Origin of the sequence: Anabaena sp. 90 (assembly GCF_000312705.1) — a bacterium.
In the GTDB taxonomy this organism is placed as follows: domain Bacteria; phylum Cyanobacteriota; class Cyanobacteriia; order Cyanobacteriales; family Nostocaceae; genus Dolichospermum; species Dolichospermum lemmermannii.
Map to the genome: position 1 here is coordinate 2,135,211 of NC_019427.1, position 20,424 is coordinate 2,155,634.

The following is a 20,424-nucleotide window of genomic DNA, read 5'->3' on the forward strand; positions in this document are numbered from 1 at the left end:
TAATCCCTGTTTGTGTCAACTGTTGCTGTGTTTATTAGCAACCTCAGATTTTTATTCTAGAATTGAGGGGTTCGGTGTGTTGAAAGATTAACCATTCCCAAAACTCTAATTTTCAATCGCTTTGTTTTGATTCACTTACTCTATGACAAGTTTTAATCGCTCTACCAGTCGTCGGTTGCAGAAATTACCCCAGATTCCTTCTGTATGGGAGGGCGATCGCCGTCCATTGTCATCACCACACACCCCCTTTACAGACCCAGATGCCAAAGGAGATTGTATTCTTTGGGTAGATGCCTCAGAAGGCATTGTGAGAAGCATGGACATGGTAGATCCCGCCCTGGGACCAGAAGCCATTGTGCGTACCCTCATGCAGGCAATAGAACATCCCCAAAGTCCAGCCAAACCCGGTAGACCGCAAAGAATAGTTGTCCGCGACCGGGAAATTCAATTTTACCTGCGCGGAGTCTTGCAAGACTTAGATATTGCCATTGACTACGTACCAGAATTACCCATAATTGACGAACTATTTCGTTCTTTTGCCGAAGTCATTGATAGCCAAATTCCCGATTTACCACCCAAATACGCCCAACTCCTCCATGATAAAGCCTTAGAAGTTTGGCAATCTGCCCCTTGGAGATTTTTAGAAGAACAGCAAATTTTATCCATAGAGATTAATCAATGGGATGTAGAGAAACTCTATGCCTCAGTCATGGGAATGCTAGGAATTGAATATGGAATTTTGTTTTATCGTTCGGAAGATTCCCTCAAGCGGTTTCGGGCTGCTGTTTTAGCTGATGAAGATGAACTTCAGCAAGATTTAGAAGAAGCCTTCCTCAAACAAGATTGTTTATTTCTCACCTTTGATTCCTTGCACGAAAACGAAGATGATGATCTAGGAAATTTGGCACAAATGCCACTTTCAGAAATTGAACCTACCTTCGGAAATATTCATCCCCTAGAAGGATTACGTTCCGTTTTGTATGAAGAAGAAGCACTACTAACTTTTGTTGCTGTAGAAAGTTTATTGCGGTTTCTGCATGACCACCATCGGCAATTATACGACGAAGATTTTCTTACCCTGAGTCAACGTTATCGAATTTCCCTACCAGAAACCGACAAAAGGCGTAAATCTTTAACTGTCACCGTTTCTACTATGCCAGAATTGACAGCAGAATTAGAAGAAATGGCTGGTTTTGATTTAGATGACGAAGATGATGAAGATGAAGATGATTCCATCTTTGAAGCCCTCAGAGACGACTTAATCCCTGAAGATGCTTTCATGAGTTTGGGAGTATTACCCTGGGAAACATTAAATTACCTGCGTCAAGCGCCTAATTACCAAGCAGCAGGGGAATTTGAACTAAAAGGGGACGGTTTACCTGTAATTGTCATTCAAACCTCTCGCCCTAAAGCTAAAGGAATTATTGAAAATATTCAAGCTGCTGGAGGATTAAACGCCATCTGTTTTCATACGGTAACCGATCCTGTGGATGATGATCTCTATGACTTAGGTTTATTGCAAACACATAATAATGAATTATTTTTGTTTGGGCAATTTTTAGATGATGATCCAGTTCACATAGAAGCTAAGAAAAAATGGCATCAGCGGTGTAAAAATACCAAAGGCCATTGCGGTTTAATTATTGCCAAAGGATTGACCGGGACTGCTCGTGGTAATCCTCAATTACGAGATATGATGGCTCTATTAGAAGCTAATGTACTTTCCTCGGAAGAATTAAACTTAGAAACACTTGACTAAAAAAATAGATATACCTAAAATTTATGAATTAAATTACAGGATATCTAATACCAACTTGATGAGAGGCTGCACAGAATCATAAAATCCATGAATTCATCCGTCTTTATCCGCGGTCAATAATTCTAGAAATCTGATTCAATACAGCTTCATCTTAAATTGGTATAAAATACACTCATGGTGCAAATCTCCAGAAATTTCCCGTATTCAAGCAAAATCATCGCAAAAAAAATTTTGGTAGGTAGTTGACAAACTGAAAATTTTAAATAAGATTAGTGTTTTTGTTACCTTGTTAATTCCGACTAACTTTCATAGTATCATTTTTGTTTTGAGTGACCGAACTTTCTAAATCAAGTTAATATACAGCAAAGTGCATGATAATGACAAATAAAAAATGGGCAGTTAAACGCATAACAGTTAATCTCGCAACACAAGAAGCAGAGAAACTAGAAAAATATTGTCAACAGACAGGTAGACCAGCAACAGATGTAATTCGGGAACTGATTAGAAGTTTACCCCAGGGGGAAGAAGTGGCCGGAGGGTGATAGAGGGCAGGGAAGCAGGGGGCAGGGGGCAGGGGAAGTAGGGGAGTCGGGGGAGCAGGGGAAGTAGGGGAGTAGGGGAAGTAGGGGAGTAGGGGGAGCAGGGGAGGCAGGGGAGGCAGGGGAGGCAGGGGAGAGAAATATTCTTTTGCAACTGACAACTGGCAACTGTACGGGCGAAGCATTTGGAGAACTATTTTTGGCAATGACCGATAATTTATCTTCCAAATGCTTCGCCCCTACTGACAACTAACCAGCCACCAATTCAGTTACAATTTGTAAAGAAACTGAACAAGGAACGAGGGAATGCGCGTTGCAATTGTGGGTGCGGGATTAGCTGGGTTAGCAACTGCTGTAGATTTAGTAGATGCGGGCTGTGAGGTAGAAATTTTCGAGTCTCGTCCGTTTGTGGGTGGTAAAGTCAGCAGTTGGGTAGATGGTGACGGCAATCATATTGAAATGGGGCTGCACGTCTTTTTCGGCTGCTACTACAATCTGTTTGCATTGATGGAGAAAGTGGGGGCTGGGGATAATTTACGCCTCAAAGAACATAGTCATACTTTTATCAATAAAGGTGGACAAACTGGGGCGTTAGATTTTCGCTTTTTTACTGGTGCGCCTTTTAACGGATTAAAGGCGTTTTTTACTACTTCCCAACTTTCATTACGGGATAAATTCCAAAATGCGATCGCTCTGGGTACTAGCCCCATAGTTCAAGGTTTGGTAGACTTTGATGGGGCAATGAAAACTATTCGCAAATTAGATAAAATCAGTTTTTCTGACTGGTTCTATAGTCACGGTGGTAGTAAAGGTAGCATTAAACGTCTCTGGAATCCTATTGCTTACGCCCTGGGATTTATAGATTGTGATCATATTTCCGCCCGGTGTATGTTGACAATTTTCCAGTTTTTTGCAGTCAGAACAGAAGCTTCAATTCTGCGAATGCTGGAAGGTTCACCTCACGAATATTTACACAAACCTATTGTTAAATACTTGGAAGAAAGAGGCACAAAAATATACACCCGTCGTCAAGTCCGAGAAATTCAGTTTGCTGAGTCTGGCGACGAAACTCACGTTACTGGTATATTAGTTGCCCAAGGTGACACAGAAGCAGTAATTACCGCTGACGCTTATCTTTGTGCTTGTGATGTTCCAGGGATTCAGCGAGTTTTACCCCAACCTTGGCGGAAATGGCCAGAATTTGATAACATTTATAAGTTAGATGCTGTTCCAGTCGCTACAGTGCAGCTACGCTTTGATGGTTGGGTGACAGAACTGGGAGATGAGGAAAAACGCAAACAGCTAAATCATGCGACTGGGATAGATAATTTGTTGTATACCGCTGATGCTGATTTTTCCTGTTTTGCGGATTTGGCTTTAACTAGTCCCGCAGATTATTATCGTCCTGGGGAGGGTTCATTGTTGCAACTGGTATTGACACCGGGTGATCCTTTTATTAAGCAAAATAATGAAGAAATTGCTCACCACGTCCTTAAACAAGTGCATGAACTGTTCCCTTCGTCAAGAGATTTAAACATGACTTGGTACAGTGTGGTTAAATTGGCTCAATCTTTGTATAGAGAAGCACCAGGAATGGATGCGTACCGTCCCGATCAAAAAACACCTATTCCTAACTTTTTCCTAGCTGGGAGTTATACTCAACAAGATTATATTGACAGCATGGAAGGGGCAACGGTTTCTGGAAAACGTGCGGCTAAGGTAATTCTCGAAAGTTTGAAGAAGTAGGGACTGGGGACTGGGGACTGGGGACTGGGGACAGGTGACAGGTGACAGGTGACAGGTGACAGGTGACAGGTGACAGGTGACAGGTGACAGGTGACAGGTGACAGGTGACAGGTGACAGGTGACAGGTGACAGGTGACAGGTGACAGTTAAGAGGGAATAAGTAAAAGTTTACCAATTACCAATTACCAATTACCAATCACCCATTACCAATTACCAATTACCAATTACCAATCACCCATTACCAATTACCAATTACCAATCTAAAATCTAAAATCTAAAATCCTATGAGTGAATGGTTAGAACATAGTGTCCAGGTAGAAGTTGAAGTTCCCATAGAATTAGCATGGGGATTGTGGTCTGATTTAGAGCAAATGCCTAAATGGATGAAATGGATTGATTCAGTCAAAATTACTGAAGATAACCCGGAAATTTCTCTATGGAAACTGAGTACAGGAGGGTTAGATTTTACGTGGAAATCTCGAATTACCAAAATAATTCCTTATCAAATTATTCAATGGGAATCGGTTGATGGTTTACCAAATCAAGGAGCAATTCGCTTTTATGATCGTCATGATCTTAGTATTGTGAAAATGACGGTTTCCTATGCTATTCCTGGCTTGATTGGTAAACTTATGGATAATTTGTTTTTAGGAAAGGTGGTGGAGTCCACAATTCAAGCAGATTTAGAACGGTTTAAATTATACGCTTTGAATGTGCAGGATATGAGCTTACCTTAATGTAACCAAGGACGAGTGATTTTCTCTAATTCAGCAATTTCATCTTGAGTCATTTTCCACCCTAAAGCCCCTGCATTTTGTTTAACTTGTTCAGCGGTTTTGACTCCAGCAATGGGAATGACATTACCTTGGGCTATTAACCAATTTAAGGATACTTGGGCAGGAGTGCGATCGTATTTTTCACCAATTTCTCGTAATAGAGATAAAACAGGGGCGATTTGATTTAAACCATCTTGACTAAATCGCGGATCTATGCTTCTTGCACCTTGAGGCTTATAAGAGGGCGTATACTTACCTGTGAGCAACCCTTGGGCTAGGGGACTATAAGCTAAAATAGTTACACCTAAATCACGGGCTGTTTGGGAAATACCTTTACCTTCTATTTGGCGCGTTAGTAGAGAATAACGCACTTGATTTACAGCCAAAGGTATGCCCCTATCGGCTAATATCTGGTGTGCTTCTCGCATTTGGGCTGCTGAATAGTTACTCACACCTACTGCGCCGATTCTCCCCCGTTTCACTTCATCTGCGAGGGTATTCATGAGAGTTTCTTGAGTCAAAAAGAAAGCAAAAGGCCAATGAACTTGGTATAATTCAATTTTCTCAACTTGGAGACGTTGGAGACTAGCCGTTAAAGCGTCAGATACAGATTTACCATCCAAACGCCAAGGTAAAGGGCCAAACTTCGTGGCAATTTGTACCTTTTGGGAGCTTTGTTTCATGAACTTTCCTAAAAACTGTTCCGAAAGTCCTAAACTGTAAACTTCTGCTGTATCAAAGAAGGTGATACCAGCATCTAAAGCTGCATTAAAAGCCGCTTGTAACTGTTCTTCACCATAGCCGTTGCCATAATTCCAAAATACTTTATCACCCCAAGCCCATGTACCGATACAAAGAGGGGGAACAGCTAGACCATTTTTTCCTAATGTGATGGTTTCCATTTTGGTAAAATTGATTATATTTACAAAAAAAAGGGAAGAGGGAACAGAAAAATCAGTTGTATAATTAATTCTGTCCCATTACTGATTTTGACCATGTTTCGGCTAAGATCATTGCCAATTGGATTGAGTATTATGTCTATTTTGATTCTGGGGCTACTCAACTCAAGTCATAATGTGTGTATAGTTTCAGTTCAAGTTCAGCAAGGAAATTATAGATAGTGACTTCCTCTATTCACATAAACAACACATTAGTATTAATTGTAGATGATGACTTAGTTATACAAATGCAATTACGTTATGCGATGGAAAAAGAGGGATATCAAGTGATCGTAGCAGGTAATGGCAAAATTGCCCTAAATATTGTCATGACTTTACAGCCAGATATCGTGCTTCTAGATGCAATAATGCCAGTAATGGATGGTTTTACTTGCTGCGATCAGCTACACACATTTGATCCTAACATTCCTGTATTAATGATTACAGGACTAAATGACCAAGATTCCGTAGATAAAGCATTTTCTGTTGGTGCTGCTGACTATATTACTAAACCGATTCACTGGGCAGTTTTAAGACAAAGAGTCCGCCGCTTGCTCCAAATGCACTGGACTATGAAAGAATTACAGTATAAGATTGAACAAGAGCAGCTAATCGCTAAAATTACCCAAAAAATCCGCACATCTTTAAACTTAGAACTAATTCTGAGTACAACTGCTATCGAAGTCCGTAAATTATTAAAAACTGATCGTGTCATTGTCTATCGGTTTCATCCAGATGGGAGTGGATATGTCATAGTTGAATCTGTAGCCGCTGAATGGGATTCTATGTTAGGAAGAGTATTTCAAGATACTTACTTTTCTGATCAATGTGGTTACGACTATCGGCAAAGTAATATTTATGTGATCGAAGATATTGATAATGCTGGGCTTTCCCAATGTCATATTGATTTACTGAGTCAATTACAAGCGAAAGCCAATTTAGTTGTCCCCATTCAACAGGAAAACAGTATTTGGGGATTATTGGTAGTTTATGAATGTTCTCAACCACGCAGATGGGCTAAATCGGATATTGATTTGCTAACACAACTAACAAATCCATTAGTCATGGCTATTCAGCAAGCAGAACTATATCAACAATTAGAAGCAGCTAACCAGAAATTACAACAACTAGCAAGTATAGATGGTTTGACTCAAATTCCTAATCGTCGCTCCTTTGATGAAGTTTTAGAGCGAGAATGGAAACGCTTAGAAAGAGAAAAAGTGCCTTTATCTTTGATTCTTTGTGATATAGACTTTTTCAAGAATTATAATGATACTTATGGACATCAATCTGGAGATGAATGTTTAAAAGAAGTTGCTCAAATTCTCTATCAAGTAGCCCAACGTCCCGGAGATTTAGCCGCTCGTTATGGTGGTGAAGAATTTGCTTTAGTTTTACCGCATACAGATATAGCTGGGGCAATTTGTATTGCAGAAATAATTCTCTCATCTATCCGCAGTAAGGGTTTGATTCATAAAAGTTCTCAAATTAGTTCATACCTGACCCTGAGTCTGGGGATTGCGACTATTATTCCTCAAGCCAGCGGTTCTGCAAAATTTCTCATTGCTAAGGCAGATGAAGCTCTTTATCGGGCAAAAGAAACAGGACGCAATCGCTACGTTATTTATCATTCAGAGGGAACAGAAAAAACTCATGTTTAATGGCAATTGCCACAATATAAAATCAAAATATTAAAGTTTACAATGTCTTCAATAGATACTCAGGTTTTAGAATCCTTACTGGATATGCTAGAAGGTGATCAGGAAGTTTTGGTGAAAATAATCAACTGTTATCTAGTGGAATCTCCGAAAATTGTCGCTGCGATTCAAATAGCTGTCACCAATGAAGACGCTGATACCCTCGACAAAAAAGCCCACAACTTAAAGTCTAGCAGTGCCTCTTTGGGAGCGATGAATCTCCATCAGCTTTGTTTAGAGTTAGAATCAAAAGGGAAGAGTGGCAATCTAGAAGGGGTTGTAGAATTGGTGTCACAGTTGGTTAATGAGTATGCACAAGTTGAAATTGCTTTCAAGAAAATAGTGAAAGTCCCGTCAGTAACCCAGCCCTAAAGGGACTGGGCTTGCAAGAGTAATCAAGCAAGCCGTGCTGACCAGACCACCCTGAGCATAGTCGAAGGGTAGCCGTTATTTGAGTCACGACACCCCGGAATGCGTAGCCCCTTCGGGGTTCAGCAGTCGCTCATGGGGGAAACCCCCAAGACCGCGCTGCTTCACTAGTTCCCTGCTCTGTCATTTGCAATTAAACAGTTTTAAGGTCACTGAAACAGTGTTGCAAGTCTAAAAAGCTCTTATAACAGGTCTAAGCTAACATTACCCCAGAAATGGGAGGCACATCGCGTGCAAAACATTATGCGTACAGAGTTGGAAAATTTGAATCGGTAATTGTCCCGTTGAAAGTACATCACAAAAGTACCCCGAATTTCTCAACTCCAAGGCGGTAATGAAAAAATATTCAAAGCGGTTAAAACCGCCCGTGTCGCTTTCCTCTCAGGGCTAAAGCCGCGCTCGTTTCCCACTTACCGGGTATTCTTATGAGCAAAAAATTCTCTAACCGCATTCAAGCTGGTCAAATGTTAGCTCAACATTTACAAGCATATAGTAACCTTGAGGATGTCTTGGTACTAGCTTTGCCTCGTGGTGGTGTCCCTGTAGCCTTTGAAGTTGCTAAAATTTTGAATGCGGCCATGGATGTGTGCATAGTCAGAAAACTCGGTGTACCTGGACACAAAGAACTGGCTATGGGGGCAATTGCTTCGGAAAATATTATTGTTTTCAACCGAGATATAATTGATTCCTTGGGAATAGATCAAGAAAAAATTACCCAAGTTGTTAACCAGGAATTGCGAGAATTAAAGCGCCGGAATCAGGTTTATCGCGGTGATAAACCAGCAATTAATCTGAAAAATAAAACGGTTATTGTCATAGATGATGGGATTGCTACTGGTGCAACCATGCGGGTTGCCCTCACTATTATCCACCAACAACAGCCGACAAAAATTATTGTGGCTGTTCCAGTTGCACCCCTAAATACTTGTAAAGAATTGCGTTTAGAAGTGGATGATGTAGTTTGTTTGCAATGTCCAGAAGTAATGTCTGCAATTGGTTTATGGTACGACGATTTTAGCCAAACCACAGATAACGAAGTTCGCGCACTTTTAGGGAATTAACATCTCCCAACCGCTCACTCTCTAAGATTCTGCGCCTCTGCGTGTTAGCGAAGCGATGCGAAGCTTGATAAATTCTTAATTAGGGCTGGCTGAATAAACCGAAAACCTAGATAGATTAAGAGTTTCCCGGTTAAAAAAGTGAATTAGGTGCAAGGAATAAGGATTGAAACCATTAAAAACCTATCACTTTCTGAAATTTGAGACTATTCTTCTCTCCTTCTAATTCTTCCTCCTGACTCCTGACTCCTGACTCCTGACTCCTAGCCCTCACGAAAAGACTTTTTCAGCAAGCCCTAATCAGTTCCTCCCATTTTACTTCTGCCAAACTAGGCAAAACCACATCAGCAGCCCCCACCCTCTCCTGGGGTCCCAAGCCTACAGCCCACATATTTGCTGCTTTGGCGGCGATAATACCGACTGCGGCATCTTCAAATACTACACATTCATTTGGGCGAATTCCTAACTGGTTGGCAGCATGAAGAAATAAGTCTGGTGCTGGTTTGGCGGCTTGGACAGTATCACCATCAGTAATAACATCTAATTTACCACCAATCCCCAATTTTTCAATCACTAGCCGGGCATTTTTACTAGCAGAACCAATGGCGATTTTGATTCCAGCTTGACGCAATTCATCCAATAAGGCCACTGCCCCTGGTAATAAATCTGTGGGTGTAATATTGTGAATTAGTTCTACATAATAATCATTTTTTCGAGACATCATTTCCTGAATTTGCACTTCTGAATATTCTCTATTGCCAATAATCAATATCAGAGAAGCGCGACGAGATACACCCCGCAAGGCTTCATTCATTTCTCGATTAAAAGGTAAACCCTCTTCATTTGCTAACTTTTGCCAAGCTTGATAATGATATTCTGCGGTATTAGTCAATACGCCATCTAAGTCAAAAATCACGCCCTGAATGTTAGGCTTTCTCGTTTTTGGTAATTCCTGACGCAAATCGAATTCGTGCCATTTACCATGCCACTGTAACTTAAATTTCAGTCTTGTCCAAGTTGGGGGTAAGTGAGGATGGGCTACGGGGACATTTTCCCGAAATTGGATACCGCCAAAACCGAATATTACAGCTTGCCAAATGCCTCCAGCACTAGCACCATGTATCCCATCTTGGGTATTTCCGCGTTTATCTTCTAAATCTACCATTGCCGCCTGCATAAAGTATTCGTAAGCCTCCTGTGATTTGCCCAAATCTGCGGCTAAAATGGCGTGAATAGCCGGACCCAAGGAAGAACCATAACTAATATCTGTGCGGGGGGCGTAATAGTCCCAATTTACCTGTAATGTTTGCTGATTATAGGGAAAATCGGCAGATTCCCGCATCAAATATAGAAGCATTAATACATCTGGTTGTTTAATGACTTGTCCTTTGTTGGTTTCTTCCATGCCCAAAATAATTTGGATTGATTTTTCTCGCGGTTCGTATTTGGCTAAGTTAATATCATCTAGTTGGAAAAACCCCTCACATTGCTCAATTAGTCCGGTTTCTGGGTTGTGGATAATGAGCATTTTAGCGATAATTTCTGTCCAATGATTGAGGACTTCGGAGGTAATTTGTAATTTATGTTCAAGTTTTATGGCTACTTCTGGAAAGGTGGAATGCAGCCAGTTATAGATGATTAAGGCTTTTTCTAAATGCCATTGTACCATCCGATTTGTCAAGCAGTTGTTATGAACTAATTCGTGATATTCATCTGCACCAATAACTCCGCGAATTTCATAACATTCTAATTGGGGATTAAATTCAACTCGACTACTCCAAAAAATTGCGGTATCTAAAATAATTTCTGCACCATAATCTCGCATCCATTCATCATCTTCTGTAACTTGCCAATAATACCAAATGGCGTAAGTAATATCCGCACTAATATGAATTTCTCGATCACGACACCATATACGAATATCTTCGGCATAAAAATCACTCCGTAGTGACCAGCGTGGTGTCGCTTCATCCCCTGTCACCGCACTTTCCCAGGCAAACATCGCCCCCTGATAGCCATAATGTGCCGCTTTGCGTCGCGCCCCTGGTAAGGTGTGATAACGGTAACTGAGCAAATTCCGGGCTAAATTTGGTTGGGTAAAGGTAAAAAATGGCAGAATAAAAATTTCCGTATCCCAAAAGATATGTCCGTGATAACCAAAGCCAGATAGGGTTTTCGCCGGGATACTTATGTGATTATTATTTCTAAGTGCAGCAATTAGTAACTGAAACAGATTGTAACGCACTGCAAAAGCTGCTGTGATATCTCCTTCAATGATAATATCACTTTGTTGCCAAACTTGCTCCCAGGCTTGGGCATGGGCATCAATTAAGGTTATATAATCTGGTATATTTACGAGCTTTTCTTTAGCGGCTACAACTGGTTCTGCAATTTCGTTAGATGTAAAAATACTGACAATCTTTACTATGGTGATTGTCTGTTGGATTTGACCGGCAACGGTTGCATTTAAGCTGGGATAACCAGGTGTGGTATTAATTTGTAAGTCTATGTCAGTTCCCGAAATAGTTATTTTTGCCGCTATACCGACATCTATGCGGCTGTTGCGAGTGCGACTATGTAACCAGAATCCTTGTGTAATTTTACCTTGATCTAATCCTTCCCAATGGTTGAATCCTTGATTTTCCGAGTAACTGTTAATACTGGCTTGAATTTCAATTAAACCATCAAAATTTACTGGTGTTAGTTGGCAACGTTGCCCGACTATATGCTGATCTGCTAAACTGGCAAAGCGTTCAAAATGGATATCTATTGCTTTACCATTGGGACTACACCAACGTAAACACCGGCTGAGAATGCCATGATGTAAGTCTAGTTTACGGTTATATTTTAATATTGTACCTTGATCAAGGCGAAAGCGTTCTCCCTCAATAATAACTGTCAATGGTAGCCAATCTGGACAGTTTACAAGTTCGGTATAAACTACGGGAACATCATCATAAACACCGTTAATAAATGTTGCTGATAATGCGCGGGGATAGCCTTCTTCAAATGTTCCTCTTGTCCCTAAATAGCCATTACCAATGGTGAAAATAGTTTCTCGGCTATGCAAGTATTCAGGATTAAACTTGGTTTCATTTAATATCCAGTCTGTATAGATAAGGTTGCGAAAATGGTCTTTTTTATCCATGATAATAGATTAGGTATAAAGAATTTAAATTTATGTTTCGCGCAAAGATACAAAGGAGCAAAGACGCAAAGTTTAAGATGAAGCAGGTTTTAATTATGATTTCTGATTTTGCTTAGATGTTCTGATAAAATATGGTCAGCTATAGGTTTATAAAGAAGATGAAATAAACTTTCCATGTAACGATCTCTGGCTTCGTTATCTTCGGGATAGATGAAGTTCCAAAAGCTAAACATTTTCGTTAATAACAGGAGTTGATTTGTGTGGGAATTCCAGTTATATTTATGGCGAATGCGTTCAATCATCCATTGAGAATTTTCTAGCCAATGTTCTGGATAATTTTCACATTTTTCTAAGAAGTTGATAATTGTTTTGGCTGTTCCTGCTAAGTCTGTGGGGTTGAGGTTAAATCCTTGATCATGGTTTTCAATAATTTCTAATGAACCACCAAATTGAGTTGTAAAAGTTGGTAATCCAGAAATCATTGCTTCTAAAATACTTCTGCTAAAGGATTCATAAAGGGCAAAGTGAATATAAATCCCTTGAAAATCGGCAATTACACGATAGGTTTCAGCAATATCGCGGAGAGGAAGACGCATTCCCAACCAGCGGATTTTATGGTGAAGATGATATTGATCAATAATCGCATGAATTTTTGCTATTTCTTGAATTTCTTCGGAGTTTGTTCCTAAGTCTGGATGAAGTTTACTGGTTAATAAAATTAGGTTACTATGTTTTTGTAATTCTTCACTTTTACCGAAACATTCAACTAAACCTGTGAGGTTTTTAATTGAGGTAATGGGACTAACGGAAAAGATCGGTTTTTTATGAGGATGATCTAATTTACCGAGAATTTCTGGGTGTTCTTGATGGAAAATTAGGTCTTGGATATGTTGACGACGGTGGGATTCTCTATTTGTTGTTTGGTTGTAGGGAAAAAATATATTTTCACTGACTCCTGGTAATACCACATTGAATTTAGGGCTAAATAAATCAATGCCATCAATTACATGATATAAGTTGGGCATGGTGAAACATTTATAAGATTCATATTGTCCCATTGTATCTGGTGTACCTACAATTTCTTGATAGGATGATGTGATAATAAAATCTGCGGCATTCATACTGATTAAATCAGCGGTAAATTGGGCAGAAAAGTGATATTGTGCTTCTAAATCTTGCCAATATAAGTTACTAAATAGATATTTAGGTTTTTCGAGGGAATGGGCAATATTACATTGGGTAACTTTCATTTTTCGGGAGAGAATAAAAGCAACTAAGTTCCCGTCACTGTAGTTACCAATAATTAGATTGGGCTTTCCTTGGAATTGTTTTAAAAGTTCTGCTTCGGCATCAAGAGCAAATTTTTCTAAATAAGGCCAAATTTCAAATTTAGAAATCCAGTTGTTGGTAATTTCCGGTCGAGATTCTGCAAAAGGAACGCGCAAAATCCAAGCATTTTCTGTACCATCAACTTTTTCTAATGGTAAGTTACAAAATGTGCCTTCACAATTGGGAATCAGTCGAGTTAATATAATGATATGGGGTTTAATTCCTAATGTATCTAAACCTGCAAGTTTAATTTCTGCCCGCATTTTATTTTCTAAACTGCGGGCTTGTTCTAAAACATAAATAACTTGTCCTAATGTTTCATCTCTGCCTAAAACATCTTCTTGTGCAACCCAACCATGGATGGAAATAAGGACGACGCGGAAAACTGCACAAATGCGAGAAACAAAGGTTTCTAAAATTGCAGGTTCGGGATTATCCATGAGTCTTTCCAGCAGTTCTAAGGTTTCTCTGACTCTGGCTGCATTATTACCCCAACCTGGTTCTAAACCGAGTTCTTGAAGATGAAATTTAAATTTTATATATGGTGTCTGGGGGGATAAATGACTCACAAATTCTAACGCTAGTTTGATTTGCTTTGTTAGTTGCAAACCTGAATGAATATGATTACTAATTAATAATTTGATGCCGTTATATTCTAATCTTTTTAATGATTGAAATAATGCGTCAATCCAATATTCAGGATCTGTCAATGCTTGATTACAAAAATAATGATTAAGAACGGTTAAACCTTGGCCAATATTTCTGGAATCATCAATTCTTGGTGCTGCTGAATAAAAGGGATGGAGATCAATTTCTAAAATGTGCGGTTGATAACGCTTTACTAAGCGATCGCTCACATCTAATAATGCTTTCGGTGTCATTAACTCAAACTTAGTCAAGTCCGCGCTTAATAACCATACTTCTTGACTCGCAATCTTTGGTCTAACTACAAACCAAGTATTTTCACCATCTAAAATTATTTCATGGGTGTATTGAATGAATGTCCCTAAAGAGGAAGAGTGATAAAAATAAGCGGGTTTTGGGAATTGGTGACAATAATCTGCAAAAGCTTGTAAAATCTCATTTCTTAAAAAGTAACGTTTATGATCCTTGCCTAATTCTAAGATAAAGTCACCTAAAACATTTTTTTCATCACTGTTAACAATAGTTTGCACTAATTTATACATTGTACATTACCAAACTCTAGCTAAAGTTAGGATTATTGAGATACTATTTCAGGTTAATAGTAAATAAGTTACTCAATTATTTACTTCTAGCTAAAGGATGAACCCTTACCTCCTCTTATAGATAGAGAAGTATCTATTAGTTAGATGACAGGGAATAGATAAAATTTTAGCAATCACTAATTTCAACTCAATAACTACCAATTTGGCTTTGTTGCTATTAATTACCATTTTGTAAACTTTACTTGTGCCACTTTTATAAGAGTCCATTGCAGCAAGAATTAAATATTACATCTATAAATATTACTCAATTCGTCAAAACCTGAATACTCATATCCTCAACAACTTTAAGACGTTGAGCATTTCGTGATGAAGTGTAACTAATTTAGCCAGAAAATTGAAAATAGCCAAAAATAAATTTATATCTTTATGCCATTTACAGTTTTGTAAATCTCCCTTGTGACAGTATCTAAATAGTCATACAACATTGAAGTATTTCTTATTTCCAATTTTGTAAATCTCCCTTGTGACAGTATTTAAATAGTCATGCAACATTCGAGTACATTTTATCTAGATTTTTGTAAATCCCCCTTGTGACAGTATTTAAATAGTCATTTAATACGCAATTTAGAACTGACATTTTCTGTACTATTTAGAGTAACAAATTGCCAATTTGGCGTACCAGACAGGGAAAACATAGTATTCTGCATATAATAGTGTCACAAGGAGTATTTACAAAACTGAAGCCAGGAAAAATTTCAATGTTGTATGACTATTTAAATAGTGTCATAATCCAAATATCTGTATTTCCTATTTTTTACCAAACAATCAAGTTGGACAGGAAATGCTAGGAATTTGCCTATATTTTTTACTAACACAAGGGTAATGTGGTTAGTAATTTTCCAGTCTTTACAATCAAAAATTTCAGAACTTAATCTATTTAGATCATCAATTGCCAATGATACACCCCTAATTAAATGGATAACACTGCTCACTAAACCTCACAGAAAATTCATAAAGTTCTCTGATAACCACAAATAATGTTGATATTTAATCGGTAAGTTATCGCTATACTCGGACTTAGATATCGAAGTTATTTACCAAGAGAATTAAATCCTTTACATATCACGGGCAGATAATCCTGTTACCTCAAATATCCCATTGGTTTTTTTCTATAATTCAGAATTTAGGAGTTCAGTAATCAGGAGTTAAAAGGCTTGACTAAAAAGATTTTCTGTTCTGAATTCTGACAACTTATCAACTTTCAATCCTACAAGATTAGATCAGGGTTAGTTATGAATTATCAAGCTTCTTCTTCTCAGAACGATTTTCATAGTGCCATCGCTCCCGAACAGTTCAATCGTATCATTGAAGCTATTGCTGATGGACGGTATTCTTGGGCTTGTGTGCTGATTTTACGTTGTATTGATTACAATCCAATTCACTATATTCCCCAGCGGACTTACAGCCGATTGATTAAAGAAAACCGTCAAGATCCTGGAACAGCTAGTAAACCAAAAACAGATATTTAAGTCTTTTGTGAATAGTCTTAACTACAGAGATTTATCTCAATTACTACGCCAAAAGTTAGAGGAACTTAGCAGAAAATTATTCCTTAAAACCAATAATTTGGGATTTTGTTCTCATCTAGCCCCCATACTAAATTTAGTACGGGGGGATTTTCTATGAACTATCCTATAATTATGATTTTAGTAGATGGAAATTTCTGCTGATTTTTCAGTTGAATGTAAAAACTAGGGAATTTGGGGCTAGGAAAACACCAATTACCCGAAATTTAGTAGTTCTTCAAGGTAAAGGAAGGTCAGTAACCCAGCCCTAAAGGGACTGGGCTTGCAAGAGTAATCAAGCAAGCCGTACTGACCAGACCACCCTGAGTTTACTCTCATGGTAGCCGTTATTTGAGTCACGACACCCTGGAATGCGTAGCTAGTTCCCTGCTCTGTCGCTGGCAATTAAACAGTTTTAAGGTCACTGAAACAGTGTTGCCAGCCTAACAAGCTCTTATAACAGGTCGAAGCTAACATTACCCCGCAAGGGAGTTGGTTTCCAGGTTCCAATCAAAAATCTGGTTTCAATTTTAAGATTCACAGCGGTTAAAACCGCTCGTGCCGTTTCCCTCTCAGGGCTAAAGCCACTGAGTTTCCCACTTACCGGGTATTCTTATGAAGATGAGAACCTTTGCAACTATAGATGGTAATGAAGCTGTGGCTAAAGTCGTTTACCAACTAAACGAAGTTATTGCCATTTACCCAATTACCCCATCTTCACCGATGGCGGAATGGTCTGATACTTGGATGAGTGAGGGAAAACCGAACATCTGGGGAACAGTTCCTGCGGTGGTACAGTTGCAGAGTGAAGGGGGGGTTGCGGGTGCTGTACATGGGGCTTTACAAACGGGTTCACTGACAACCACATTTACAGCATCTCAGGGGTTAATGTTGATGCTACCAAATATGTACAAAATTGCCGGTGAACTTACACCTACAGTATTTCATATTGCGGCGCGATCGCTTGCAGCCCAAGCCCTTTCCATTTTCGGAGATCATAGTGATGTCATGGCCTCAAGAACTACAGGTTTTGCCATGTTATGCGCTGCTTCTGTGCAAGAAGCCCATGATTTTGCCCTAATTTCCACAAAAGCAACTTTATCATCTCGCATACCTTACTTACACTTTTTTGATGGTTTTCGCACTTCCCACGAAGTCAATAAAGTAGAAATATTAACAACTCCAGACTTACAAAAATTTATTCCTTTAGACTTAGTAATTGCCCATCGTTTACGGGCTTTAACACCTGATAACCCGGTATTACGAGGAACGGCGCAAAACCCTGATGTTTATTTTCAAGCTAGAGAAACAGTAAACTCTTTTTATCTCGCTTGTCCAGATATTACTCAACAGGTAATGGATGAATTTGCCGCAATGACGGGGAGACAATATCAACTATTTGATTATCATGGACATTTAGAAGCAGAAAAAATAATTATTCTCATGGGTTCTGGTTGCGAAACAGTTCATGAAACCGTAGATTATCTCAATCAACAAGGTGAAAAAGTGGGAATTATCAAAGTTAGATTATATCGTCCCTTTGATACCCAAAGATTTATTAATTCTCTCCCCCAAACTACCTCCAAAATTGCCGTTTTAGATAGAACGAAAGAACCAGGGGCAATTGGTGAACCTTTATATATAGATGTAGTTACAGCTTTGGCAGAAAACCAACTTCACAAAATTAAAGTTGTGGGAGGTAGATATGGTTTATCATCTAAAGAATTTACACCAGCAATGGTAAAAGCGGTATTTGATAATTTAGATGTGGAGAAACCAAAAAATCATTTTACTGTGGGGATTAATGATGATGTTACTCATAACAGTTTAACATATAATCCCGAATTTAATATAGAAGCTGACAATATAGTTAGGGCAATTTTCTACGGTTTGGGTGCAGATGGTACAGTAGGGGCAAATAAAAATTCTATCAAAATCATTGGAGAAGAAACAGATAATTTTGCCCAAGGTTATTTTGTTTATGATTCTAAAAAATCTGGTTCAGTTACCGTCTCTCATTTGCGTTTTGGTTCTCAACCAATTCATTCTACTTATTTAATCACTAAAGCTAATTTTGTCGCTTGTCATCAATGGGACTTTGTAGAAAAATTTCCCATATTGAAAGATATTATTCCTGGTGGCACTTTTTTACTAAATTCACATTATCATAAAGATGAAATTTGGAATAAATTACCTGCTGCAATGCAAACAGAGATAATTAACAAAAATATCAAATTCTATGTCATTAATGCCTACAAAGTCGCCCGTGAAGCGGGAATGGGTGGACATATTAACACCGTTATGCAGGTTTGTTTCTTTGCCATTTCCGGTGTTTTACCAAGAGAAGAAGCTATAGATCAAATTAAAAAGTCTATTCGTCAAGCCTACGGTAAAAAAGGCGAAGAAATCGTGCAAATGAATATCCAAGCAGTTGATAAAACCTTGGAAAATCTCTATGAAATTAGGGAACGGGGAACGGGGAACACTTCGACAAGCTCAGTGCATCGCAGGGAACAAGAAAATATAAGAATGTCCTCAATCCCCGATACTGCACCTGCATTTGTCCGCAATGTATTAGGGAAAATGATAGTCCGTGAAGGTGATGATTTACCTGTGAGTGCATTACCTGTAGATGGTACATATCCCACAGGAACATCTAAATGGGAAAAACGCAATATTGCTGAAGAAATTCCGGTTTGGGATGCTGACGTTTGTATTCAATGTGGTAAATGTGTGATGGTGTGTCCTCATAGTGTCATTCGCGCTAAAGTATATGCACCAGAAGAATTAGAAAATGCCCCCGCAACTTTTAAAAGTGCAAATGCCAAAGAACATGATTGGCATGATTTAAAGTTTACCATTCAAGTAGCAGCAGAAGATTGTACAGGTTGCGGTATTTGTGTTGATGTTTGTCCCGCAAAAAATAAAGCCGAACCGCGCAAAAAAGCCATTAATATGGCAGCACAAAAACCATTGCGAGAACAAGAACGAGAAAATTGGGATTTCTTCTTAAATCTCCCTAACCCAGATAGACGGAATTTAAAGTTAAATCATATTAATCAACAACAAATGCAAGAACCGTTGTTTGAGTTTTCTGGTGCTTGTGCTGGATGTGGAGAAACACCTTATATTAAATTAGTAACACAATTATTTGGCGATCGCATGATCGTCGCCAACGCCACCGGTTGTTCATCTATCTATGGTGGTAACTTACCCACCACACCTTGGGCAAAAAACGCCGCAGGTAGGGGGCCAGCATGGTCTAACAGTCTATTTGAAGATAACGCCGAATTTGGCTTAGGTTTCCGCGTTTCCATAGATAAACAAGCGGAATTTGCAGCTTATTTACTCCAACAACTTGCACCCCAAATAGGTGAAACTCTAGTTACAGATATTCTCACCGCAGAACAAAAAGACGAATCGGATATTTACTCTCAACGAGAACGAATTGCTATTCTCAAAGGAAAATTAAAAGAAATTATCACCGCAGATGAACACAGATTAACGCAGATGAAAGAGGATTCTATCAGCGTTTATCTGCGTTTATCTGCGTTCAAAAATCTTCAATCCCTCGTTGATTATTTAGTGAAAAAAAGTGTTTGGATCATTGGTGGTGACGGTTGGGCTTATGATATTGGTTATGGTGGATTAGATCATGTAATTGCTAGTGGACGCAACGTTAATATTCTCGTATTAGACACAGAAGTTTATTCTAATACTGGTGGTCAAATGTCCAAATCTACCCCTAAAGGTGCAGTGGCAAAATTTGCCGCAGGTGGTAAACCTACAACTAAGAAAGATTTGGGTTTAATTGCCATGACCTACGGTAATGTTTATGTTGCTAGTGTAGCAATGGGCGCAAAAGATGAACAAACCCTGAAAACTTTCTTAGAAGCCGAAGCTTACGACGGTCCATCATTAATTATTGCCTACAGTCATTGTATTGCTCACGGTATCAACATGAGTACAGCCATGCAAAATCAAAAAGCTGCTGTAGACTCTGGACGCTGGTTATTATATCGCTATCACCCCGACCGCATTAAACAGGGAGAAAACCCCTTACAACTCGATTCTCGCACCCCTCACATACCAATAGAAAATTCCATGTACATGGAGAACCGTTTCAAAATGTTAACTAAAATTAACTCAGAAACAGCAAAAGAACTCCTCAAAGAATCCCAAGCAGATGTTAATACCCGTTGGCAAATGTATCAATATTTAGCTGCAAGAAAATTAAAATAGCTTTGAGTCAG

General features: G+C 38.9%; 13 protein-coding genes. 9 read left to right on the top strand and 4 right to left on the bottom strand.

From position 1 onward, the window contains the following. The first annotated feature begins 142 nt into the window (after nt 1-142). Both ANA_RS09485 and ANA_RS09490 read left to right on the top strand, forming a co-directional pair. Nucleotides 143-1,759 (top strand): DUF6930 domain-containing protein, encoded by a 1,617-nt coding sequence (locus ANA_RS09485; protein WP_015079853.1) that lies wholly within the window; start codon nt 143-145, stop codon nt 1,757-1,759. A gap of 371 nt (nt 1,760-2,130) precedes the next feature. Continuing rightward, nucleotides 2,131-2,301 (top strand): ribbon-helix-helix-containing protein, encoded by a 171-nt coding sequence (locus ANA_RS09490; protein ID WP_015079854.1) that lies wholly within the window; start codon nt 2,131-2,133, stop codon nt 2,299-2,301. Here ANA_RS09490 and ANA_RS26515 read toward each other — a convergent pair. Continuing rightward, nucleotides 2,269-2,547 (bottom strand): hypothetical protein, encoded by a 279-nt coding sequence (locus ANA_RS26515; RefSeq protein ID WP_083881450.1) that lies wholly within the window; start codon nt 2,545-2,547, stop codon nt 2,269-2,271. The two genes, ANA_RS09490 and ANA_RS26515, sit on opposite strands and share 33 nt — an antisense overlap. A 57-nt stretch (nt 2,548-2,604) precedes the next feature. Between ANA_RS26515 and zds the strand changes: the two genes are divergently transcribed. Then, nucleotides 2,605-4,044 (top strand): 9,9'-di-cis-zeta-carotene desaturase, encoded by a 1,440-nt coding sequence (zds, locus tag ANA_RS09495; RefSeq protein ID WP_015079855.1) that lies wholly within the window; start codon nt 2,605-2,607, stop codon nt 4,042-4,044. Nucleotides 4,045-4,328: 284 nt separating this feature from the next. Then, nucleotides 4,329-4,781 (top strand): SRPBCC family protein, encoded by a 453-nt coding sequence (locus ANA_RS09500; RefSeq protein ID WP_015079856.1) that lies wholly within the window; start codon nt 4,329-4,331, stop codon nt 4,779-4,781. On the opposite strand, the gene ANA_RS09505 is transcribed toward ANA_RS09500, so the two are convergent. Continuing rightward, a complete protein-coding gene (locus ANA_RS09505; RefSeq protein ID WP_015079857.1) occupies nt 4,778-5,722 on the bottom strand; it encodes an aldo/keto reductase in 945 nt (314 codons plus the stop codon). The genes ANA_RS09500 and ANA_RS09505 overlap by 4 nt on opposite strands. Nucleotides 5,723-5,940: 218 nt before the next feature. On the opposite strand from ANA_RS09505, the gene ANA_RS27540 reads away from it, so the two are divergent. The 3 genes from ANA_RS27540 (at nt 5,941) to ANA_RS09520 (ending at nt 8,945) form a co-directional block, all read left to right on the top strand. After that, complete coding sequence (locus ANA_RS27540; protein WP_015079858.1) at nt 5,941-7,419, top strand: diguanylate cyclase domain-containing protein; 1,479 nt, start codon at nt 5,941-5,943, stop codon at nt 7,417-7,419. Between the two features lie 42 nt (nt 7,420-7,461). Further along, the gene (locus ANA_RS09515; protein ID WP_041457890.1) at nt 7,462-7,827 is read left to right on the top strand and encodes an Hpt domain-containing protein; all 366 of its coding nucleotides are present in this window, start codon (nt 7,462-7,464) and stop codon (nt 7,825-7,827) included. A 482-nt stretch (nt 7,828-8,309) separates the two neighbouring features. After that, nucleotides 8,310-8,945, top strand: a complete 636-nt coding sequence (locus ANA_RS09520) for a phosphoribosyltransferase (RefSeq protein ID WP_015079860.1) — start codon at nt 8,310-8,312, stop codon at nt 8,943-8,945. A gap of 283 nt (nt 8,946-9,228) precedes the next feature. On the opposite strand, the gene pgmB is transcribed toward ANA_RS09520, so the two are convergent. After that, a complete protein-coding gene (pgmB, locus tag ANA_RS09525; RefSeq protein ID WP_015079861.1) occupies nt 9,229-12,090 on the bottom strand; it encodes a beta-phosphoglucomutase in 2,862 nt (953 codons plus the stop codon). An 89-nt stretch (nt 12,091-12,179) separates the two neighbouring features. Beyond that, a complete protein-coding gene (locus ANA_RS09530; protein WP_015079862.1) occupies nt 12,180-14,606 on the bottom strand; it encodes a sucrose synthase in 2,427 nt (808 codons plus the stop codon). Nucleotides 14,607-15,898: 1,292 nt separating this feature from the next. Here ANA_RS09530 and ANA_RS09535 point away from each other — a divergent pair. Together ANA_RS09535 and nifJ are read left to right on the top strand one after the other, a co-directional pair. Beyond that, nucleotides 15,899-16,135: a HetP family heterocyst commitment protein gene (locus tag ANA_RS09535; protein ID WP_015079864.1), complete on the top strand. Its 237-nt coding sequence runs from the start codon at nt 15,899-15,901 to the stop codon at nt 16,133-16,135. A gap of 651 nt (nt 16,136-16,786) precedes the next feature. Further along, entirely contained in the window at nt 16,787-20,413 is a 3,627-nt protein-coding gene (gene nifJ, locus ANA_RS09540) for a pyruvate:ferredoxin (flavodoxin) oxidoreductase (protein ID WP_015079865.1), read from the top strand. Nucleotides 20,414-20,424: the final 11 nt, after the last annotated feature.

Coding starts and splice junctions, on each gene's coding strand:
- ANA_RS09485 (WP_015079853.1), top strand. CDS start 143: ATGACAAGTTTTAATCGCTCTACCAGTCGTCGGTTGCAGAAATTACCC.
- ANA_RS09490 (WP_015079854.1), top strand. CDS start 2,131: ATGATAATGACAAATAAAAAATGGGCAGTTAAACGCATAACAGTTAAT.
- zds (WP_015079855.1), top strand. CDS start 2,605: ATGCGCGTTGCAATTGTGGGTGCGGGATTAGCTGGGTTAGCAACTGCT.
- ANA_RS09500 (WP_015079856.1), top strand. CDS start 4,329: ATGAGTGAATGGTTAGAACATAGTGTCCAGGTAGAAGTTGAAGTTCCC.
- ANA_RS09505 (WP_015079857.1), bottom strand. CDS start 5,722: ATGGAAACCATCACATTAGGAAAAAATGGTCTAGCTGTTCCCCCTCTT.
- ANA_RS09515 (WP_041457890.1), top strand. CDS start 7,462: ATGTCTTCAATAGATACTCAGGTTTTAGAATCCTTACTGGATATGCTA.
- ANA_RS09520 (WP_015079860.1), top strand. CDS start 8,310: ATGAGCAAAAAATTCTCTAACCGCATTCAAGCTGGTCAAATGTTAGCT.
- pgmB (WP_015079861.1), bottom strand. CDS start 12,090: ATGGATAAAAAAGACCATTTTCGCAACCTTATCTATACAGACTGGATA.
- ANA_RS09530 (WP_015079862.1), bottom strand. CDS start 14,606: ATGTATAAATTAGTGCAAACTATTGTTAACAGTGATGAAAAAAATGTT.
- ANA_RS09535 (WP_015079864.1), top strand. CDS start 15,899: ATGAATTATCAAGCTTCTTCTTCTCAGAACGATTTTCATAGTGCCATC.
- nifJ (WP_015079865.1), top strand. CDS start 16,787: ATGAAGATGAGAACCTTTGCAACTATAGATGGTAATGAAGCTGTGGCT.